The following is a 7,463-nucleotide window of genomic DNA, read 5'->3' on the forward strand; positions in this document are numbered from 1 at the left end:
GCCGCGAGGCCGGCCGCGGGCGAGGTCGCGTCAGGGGCAGCCGCCGTCGGCGACGCGGTAGTAGCCGGTGGGCGACTCCTTCAGGGTGTGGGTGACGAAGGTGTTGTACAGGCCCATGTCCTGGTGCGAGCCCTTCGCGTAGGTGTAGCCGCCGCTGGTGGTGGCTCGGCCTGCCCGCACGTGGTCGTAGTTGCTCGCCGTCCAGCAGGCGGCCGCGCCGCCGGTGGTGCCTGCCGTGACCGTCCCGGAGCGGGCGCCCGTCGTGCCGTTCGCGTCACGGGCGGCGACCGCGTAGGCGTACGAGGTGCCCGCCCGCAGGCCGGTGTCGGTGTACGAGGTCCCGCTCGCCGTCGCGACGCGGTTGCCGTCGCGGTAGACGGCGTAGTCCGTGGCCCCGTCGACCGCGTGCCAGCTCAGGCCGATGGTGGTGTCGGTGGCTCCGGTCACCGCCAGGCCGGTGGGCGCGGGGAGCGGGCCGGGGTCCGTCCCCGTGCCGCCGAGGCCGAAGAACCTGGCGATCCAGTGGCTGGAGCAGATCGAGCCGAGGAAGTACGGGGCGCCGGTGCTGCCGCACTGTTCGGTGCCGGTTCCCGGATCGACCGGTGTGCCGTGGCCGATGCCGGGAACCCGGTCGACCTCGACGGCGACCGTGCCGTCCGCAGTCAGATATTCGTCGTGCCGGGTCGCGTCGGGGCCGATGCTCCGGGTGCGGGTGGGTGTCTGGGACAGTCCGTGCAGCGCCGTCCACTGGTCGCGCAGCTCTGCGGCGTTGCGGGGTGTGACCGTGGTGTCCTGGTCGCCGTACCAGATGGCCGCGCGCGGCCACGGTCCCGTCCAGGACGGATAGGCGGCGCGCACCCGCTCGGCCCACTGGCCGGGGGTGAGGTCGACTCCGGGGTTCATGCACGTGTAGGGGCTGTTGTCCTTCGTGCAGTTGTAGGGAAGGCCGGCGACGACGGCACCGGCGGAGAAGACGTCCGGATAGGCGGCGAGCATGACCGCCGTCATGGCGCCCCCTGCCGACAGCCCTGTCACGTAGACCCGCCGGGGGTCCGCCCGGTAGGCGGAGACGGCGTGGCCGGCCATCTGCCGGATCGAGAGGGCCTCGCCCTGGTCGCGCTGGTTGTCGGTCGGCAGGAACCAGTTGAAGCACTGGGCCGGGTTGTTCGAGGTCGTCGTCTCCGCGAGTACCAGCAGGAATCCGTCCCGGTCGGCGAGCTCGGGAAGCCCGGAGTTGTCCGCGTACACCTGGGCGCTCTGGGTGCATCCGTGTAGTGCGACGACCACGGGCGGGTGCGCGGGCAGGGACGCCGGCCGGTACACGTACATGTTCAGCGCGCCCGGGTTGGAGCCGAAGTCGCCGACCCGGGTGAGCGGGGTGGCCGCGTGGGCGGCGGGCACGGGGCCGGACAGGGCGACGCCGAGGACGAGGGCGGCGACGGCGAGGAGGCGGCGTACCCTGCCGGCCCTTCGGCCGCGGGGAGCGACGGCGGCCCGGTCCCGGCGCGAACCGGGCGGCAGCACGAGCACCTTCCAGGACGACAGCAGTGGCATGGCGGCTCCTTCACCGAGGCACGGCACGGGGTGCTTCCCGGCCGCTCCCGTGGCGGTGGAGCGCGGGGCGTGCCGGGGTGTGGTGGGACCGTAGGTTCAAGTGCATGCTGCCGACATGGTGACGAGCACCACAGCCGGACCCGTGAGAGTCTGCGTCGCACGCATTGCGTGACAGCCGTCCGATCCGCTGACAGGCCGCGGGGCGATGCGGATTCGGCCGCCTCGATCCGTGACCTCTCGGCGGCCCGGGCTACCATCGCGAGAGCCGAGCAGTTGCACGGGGACAGCGTCAGTGGAATGGTGCGTCGGGAGAATGGCATGTCGCTGGGTTCGCGCGGGCACAGGAAACACGCGCTCCTGCGAAGGAGCGGCGCGTCGTCGTCCGGCAGGCGGGAGACTGCCGGCACCGCCGGTCCCTGCCCGGCCCAGAAGCCGGTCAGCAGAGGGGACCTCAAGCGGCTGCGCAGGACCTCGGAAGCGGTCCTGGCCCGGCTGGATCTGCCCGACGGGTGCGGTATCGCCACGCTCACGGAGCGGCTCAGCGCGGACCGCCGCCGTCCGATCCAGCTCGTGGAGCTCGCCATGGGTGCGGAGTCGCCCTGCGGCATGTGGCTGGCCACGGACGAGGCCGACATCATCGTCGTCGAGGCGAATACCAGCCGGCTGCACCGTGACCACATCATCGCCCACGAACTCGCTCATATGCTGTGCGGGCACCGCGACTCCGCCGGGCCGGACCCGACGGGGTTCGCACACCTGCTGCCGAGCCTGGACCCGCAGCGCGTCCGCGAGATCCTCGGGCGTACGAGCTACTCCAACCGGGAGGAGCAGGAGGCGGAGACCGTCGCGTCCCTCATCCTCGAACGGGTCACGCGTCCTCCGGTGGAGTCCCGCTGGGACGTCCCGCCCGTCGACGCGGAGACCGTCGCCCGCATCGACCACTCGCTCAACCCCGTCGATCCCGGCGGCGGCTGACGTCCCGGCCCGTGCCGGGGTTCGTGCGCGCCGCCGCCCTCACCCGAGCGCCCCGCGGCGACGGCAGGAGGCGTCATGGCCGATGTGAAGAGCGTGGTGTTCCCGGCGTGCGCGGCCCTGTGCGCGCTGGCCTTCGCCTACAAGCTGCGCGACGTACGACGCCGGCGGGACGACCCGGCCCTGCGGGCGCTGCTCGTCGCGTTCTCGTGCAAGGGCGTCTCCTTCACGCTCTCGGCACCGTTCGCCTCGCGGGCGGTCGACGCCGCGTTCGGCGTGGACGACCTGGGAGCGCTGGGCATCCATCTCTTCGGCGGTGTCGCCTCCAGTGCCGCGTTCCTCACCGCGATCGTCTACTGGGTGTATCCGCGCGAAGAGGCGCGCCGGCACGCGCGGGTACGGCTGCTGGCCGCGGCCGCGGTGGGCATCACCATGCTCGGCCTGTGGATCGCGGCGAAGCAGGGCAGCCATGTGCGCAGCGCCCATTACCTCCTGCAGAACGCGCACCGCCCCGTCGTGGCCGCCTATCTGCTCCTGTACGTCAGCGCCTTCGGGTCCGGGATGATCGAGATCATCCGTCTGTGCCTGCGGTACGGGCGGGTGGCGGGACGGCAGTGGCTGCGCAGGGGGCTGCACGTCACGGCGATCGGCGCCGGCGCGTGCCTGATCTACTGTCTCAACCGCCTGCTCTCCGTGATCGCGGTGCAGTGCGGCCTCGACCCGCTGGAGTGGGAGCTGCTGACGCCGGTCGCCAACGGCACGGGCATCCTCTTCCTGGTGGCGGGGCTCACCATGCCCTCGTGGGGGCCCCGGGTGTCCGACGGGCGGCGGCTGGTCCGCAACTTCGTCACCTACCAGCGGCTGCACCCGCTGTGGCGGGCGCTGTCCACGGCGGTGCCCGCCATCGCGCTCAATCCCCGGCCGGCCACCCGCCTCGCCCATCTGCTGCCGGGCGACATCGACTTCCGGTTGTACCGCAGGGTCATCGAGATACAGGACGGGCTGCTCGCCCTGCGGCCCTACATGGACCCGGACGTCGTCGACGCCGCCCGCCGGTCGGGGCACGAGGCGGGGCTGTCCGGCGACGGACTGCGGGCGCAGGTGCAGGCCGTGTCGCTGGCGGCGGCCCTGCGCGCGAAGCACGACGACCACCGGCAGCGGCCGGGCGGGGAGCCCGCGCCCCTCGGCCCGGAAACCCCCGAGGGCGGCGGCTACGCCGACGAGGTGGCATGGCTGCTGCGGGTCGCCCAGGCGTACACCGCTCTTCCCGTGACGGAAAGGACCACACGATGAAGTACCGCAAGCTCGGGGCCGACGGGCCCGAGGTCTCGGCGATCGGCCTGGGCTGCATGGGCATGTCGATCGCCTACGGCGTCCCCGACGAGGACGAGTCCCAGCGCACCCTGGACCGCGCCCTGGAGCTGGGCGTCACGCTGCTCGACACCGCGGACGCCTACGGACGGGGCCTCAACGAGGAACTGCTGGGCCGCTGGCTGCGCCGGCACGCCGGGGACCGGGACCGGGTGGTGGTGGCCACCAAGTTCGGCCTGCGCCACGACGCGGCGACCGGCCGGGTGGGCGACGTCGACACCTCGGCCGCGTACGTCCCAGTCGCCTGCCGCGCCTCCCTGCGCCGCCTGGGTGTCGACCACATCGATGTCTACTACGCGCACCGCAGAAACCCCGAAACCCCCGTCGAGGAGACGATGGGCGCCCTGTCCCGCCTGGTGGACGAGGGGCTGGTGCGCCACGTCGGCCTGAGCGAGGTCAGCGCCGCGACGCTCCGCAAGGCGCACGCCGTCCATCCGGTGAGCGCGGTGCAGGTCGAGTACTCGCTCTTCACGCGGAACGTGGTGGAGGGCGAGCTCCTCGACACGTGCCGGGAACTGGGGATCGCGGTCGTGGCGTACTCCCCCCTGGGACGCGGCATGCTCACCGGAACCGTCTCCTCCCGCGACGACCTCGGCCCCGACGACAACCGGCTGCGCTGGCCGCGGTTCGCGGACGACAACATCGACCGGAACCTGGCCCTCGTCCGGGCCGTGGGCGAGGTCGCGGCGCGGATCGGCTGCACCCCGGGCCAGGCGGCGCTGGCGTGGCTGCTGGCCCAGGGGGACGACATCGTCCCCATCCCGGGCACGAAGCGCCGCCGCTATCTGGAGGAGAACGCGGGGGCGGTCGGCTTGAGCCTGGCGCCCGAGGACCTGGAGCTGCTGCGCGCGGCGGTGCCGGAGGAGGCGGTGGCGGGGGAACGCTATCCGGCGGGAGCGCTGGAGCGGGTGGGGCACTGAGGGGGGAGGGCGGGCGCCTCCCCTGGGCCACCGCTTGAGGATCGCTGTGCCGCGCTCAATGCCCCCGGGCACGTTCCGGGGGCTCGCGAGGTCTCGGTGACACCGTCGATGGGCGGCCCCGAGGGACAAATTCGCCTTTTCGGAATCTCGTACGTCCGGCGTCTGCACCCGACACTAGCCTGAAGGACGCCCGTGCGTCAGTCCGGCACGGAAGACCGAGGGGGGACACGTGACAGCCATGCCCGAAACCCGGCCCGGGTACCGCATCTCCATCATCGACGACGACCCCTTGCGTGCACGCCGTGAGGTGCGCGAGCTCCTCACCGAGCTCGCCGGTGCCGATCCTGGTGCGGCCCTGGACGTTCCCGGGCGGCGCACGACCGAGGGCGCGGACAAGGGCGGGGTGTCTGCGGAAACCGTCGGGCTCGTGCTCAGCGCCGGAGCTCTGGCTACTCAGGTGCTGCAGACCTGGATGACCCGGGTGCCGCAGCGGACGATCGTCGCCAGACGGCCGGACGGCGCGACCCTGCGTATCACCGGCAAGGAGGCACGCGAGGACGACGAGCTGATCGAGCGGTTCCTGGCAGGCGACGAGAGTAGTGACGCGCACGGCGACGAGGACTGTGGAACGACGGCGAGCTGAGCGCGGCATGACCGACAACGACCGGTACGCCATGCTGATCGGCGTATCCACGTACGACAGCGACGCCTACCACGACCTTCCACCAGTCCGCGCCGACCTGCATTACATGCAAGCGGTGCTGGAGAACACCGAGATCGGCATGTACAACGACTGCTCGGTGGTCGCCGAGCCGACGCGCGCGGAGATGCTGCGCGCCATCGAGACCTTCCTCGAAGCACGGAAGCCGAGCGAGACCGCCCTGCTGTACTTCAGCGGGCACGGCGAGTTCTGCGAGGAAGACAACCAGCTGTACTTTCTGACCCGCGACACCGACCCGGACGACCTGCCACGTACCGCGGTGTCCGCCTCCTTCCTGGAACGGACACTCCAGTCCTGCCGGGCCGCTTCCAAGGTCGTGCTGCTGGACTGCTGCTCCAGCGGGTCCGTTGTCCAGGGCTGGACAGCCAAGGGCGCACCGGACGCGGACGAGCGACCGGCCCCGAGCACGCTCCTGCATCCCACCGGCGTGTACTTCATCACGGCCTCCGACGCCCTCCAGACCGCCTCGGCAATGGCGCCGGCCGGCTCCGAGCTCGGCACGTCCCGGTTCACCGGCGAGATCGTGGAGGGACTGCGCAACGGATGGATCAAGGACAGCGGCTGGATCACGCCGGACGACCTCTTCGAATACCTCACCGCGCAGATGGTGCAGAAGGGTGTACCGGAAGAGCAGCGTCCGACCAAGTCCACGATCCGCGCAACACGGGCACTGCCCTTCGCGCGGTCGGTCGCACGGCCGGTTCATCTCCCTGTGCTGCCCGGCGACGCCGTGGAAGCCGCGAAGCGCTCCCCCGCCCTGCTCAAGGCCCGGGAGACGGCTGCTCTGGAAGCACGGGACGGCATCGACTGGCAGCGGTTGCTTCGTTACTACGCCTACTGTCTCACCGCGGAAGCGGCCTCCAAGATGCTTCCCGACCGGGACAAGGGCCTCGACTCCCAGTACTTCCTGCTCAAGAGCGGTGCGGAGACCATCCAGTCGGGAAAGGCCCCCACGCTGTCGGCCCCACCGCGCCTGCCCGGACGTCAGGCAGGTGGAAGGACCGGTACACAGGGCGCCTCCGCCGATACGAACTCTCAGCACGAGTACTGGTACGGCTACCCCGCGGTCACGCTTCCCGCGCGGGGCACGGCGGGCGGGCGGCGGACCGGCGTGCAGATCGCGCCGTTGCTGATCCAGCAGATGGAGCTGGCCCCGGATGAGGACGGGAGCGACGTGCTCCGGCCGTGCGGAGTCCCGTCGCTGCACACCGGTGTCGTCGGGCACCTGCTGGAGGAGGACGCCGCAGCCGACCTCGTCGCCGGCTGGCAGCCGACGTGGCAGGAGGGCAACCAGGCCCAGATGGTGCGGGCCGTACGGGAGCTGCTTCAGCAACTGGGTCTGCCGGAACTGGAGCCGTTGGACCCGTCCGCCCTGAGCGACAGGTCCGTGATGCAGGCACTCAGGCCCGGTGCCCATAACGCGGCCGTCCTGCTGGCCACAGGCGTGGAACGCTTCGCAGCCGGTCCCCTGGTGGAGAACCTGCTGGAGATGTCGGCACGCACAGGAGACATTCCGGGCACGGCTCTCGGCGCGCTGCTGACCGACGGAGACAGGACCACGGACGACCCGTCCGCCGTAGTGGTGGCTGCCGGACCGTGCAACGAGAGCCAGGAACGGGTGGTCTCGTCGGCGATGACGCGATCGCTCACCGTGGCCACCGGCCCGCCGGGTACGGGCAAGAGCGAGGTCGTCACCGCTGTCGTGACCACCTGTGTGGCGGCCGGCCAGTCCGTCCTGGTCGCATCCACCAACAACGAGGCGGTGAACGTCGTCGCGGAGCGCTGCGACGACATCGCACCGGGCCTGATGATGCGCACCGGCAACGCCGAGGCCCTGGCACGGGAGGCCGAAAAGCTGCAACGCCTGCTGGGCGAGCCCGTGGCGGCCCCGCGGCGCAGCTCGGCGACGGTCGCGGGGGATCTGC

General features: G+C 71.7%; 6 protein-coding genes. 5 read left to right on the plus strand and 1 reads right to left on the minus strand.

Going from position 1 to position 7,463, the window contains the following annotated elements:
* Positions 1 to 30: 30 nt before the first annotated feature.
* Complete coding sequence (locus tag AB0K09_RS26595; RefSeq protein WP_366067926.1) at positions 31 to 1,554, minus strand: PHB depolymerase family esterase; 1,524 nt, start codon at positions 1,552 to 1,554, stop codon at positions 31 to 33.
* 318 nt (positions 1,555 to 1,872) lie between these two features.
* On the opposite strand from AB0K09_RS26595, the gene AB0K09_RS26600 reads away from it, so the two are divergent.
* The 5 genes from AB0K09_RS26600 to AB0K09_RS26620 all read left to right on the plus strand — a co-directional run.
* Complete coding sequence (locus AB0K09_RS26600) at positions 1,873 to 2,529, plus strand: toxin (protein ID WP_366067927.1); 657 nt, start codon at positions 1,873 to 1,875, stop codon at positions 2,527 to 2,529.
* Positions 2,530 to 2,604: 75 nt separating this feature from the next.
* Positions 2,605 to 3,819 (plus strand): MAB_1171c family putative transporter, encoded by a 1,215-nt coding sequence (locus tag AB0K09_RS26605; protein ID WP_366067928.1) that lies wholly within the window; start codon positions 2,605 to 2,607, stop codon positions 3,817 to 3,819.
* Positions 3,816 to 4,817 carry an aldo/keto reductase gene (locus AB0K09_RS26610; RefSeq protein ID WP_366067929.1) on the plus strand — a complete coding sequence of 334 codons (1,002 nt, stop codon included), beginning with the start codon at positions 3,816 to 3,818 and terminating at the stop codon, positions 4,815 to 4,817. The genes AB0K09_RS26605 and AB0K09_RS26610 overlap by 4 nt, the downstream gene beginning before the upstream one ends.
* 238 nt (positions 4,818 to 5,055) lie before the next feature.
* Positions 5,056 to 5,460 carry a hypothetical protein gene (locus tag AB0K09_RS26615; protein WP_366067931.1) on the plus strand — a complete coding sequence of 135 codons (405 nt, stop codon included), beginning with the start codon at positions 5,056 to 5,058 and terminating at the stop codon, positions 5,458 to 5,460.
* 7 nt (positions 5,461 to 5,467) lie between these two features.
* Positions 5,468 to 7,463 (plus strand): caspase family protein (locus tag AB0K09_RS26620; protein WP_366067930.1); only part of this gene is annotated, 1,996 nt, incomplete at its 3' end.

This window comes from Streptomyces sp. NPDC049577, from assembly GCF_040675635.1.
Classification (GTDB): Bacteria; Actinomycetota; Actinomycetes; order Streptomycetales; family Streptomycetaceae; genus Streptomyces.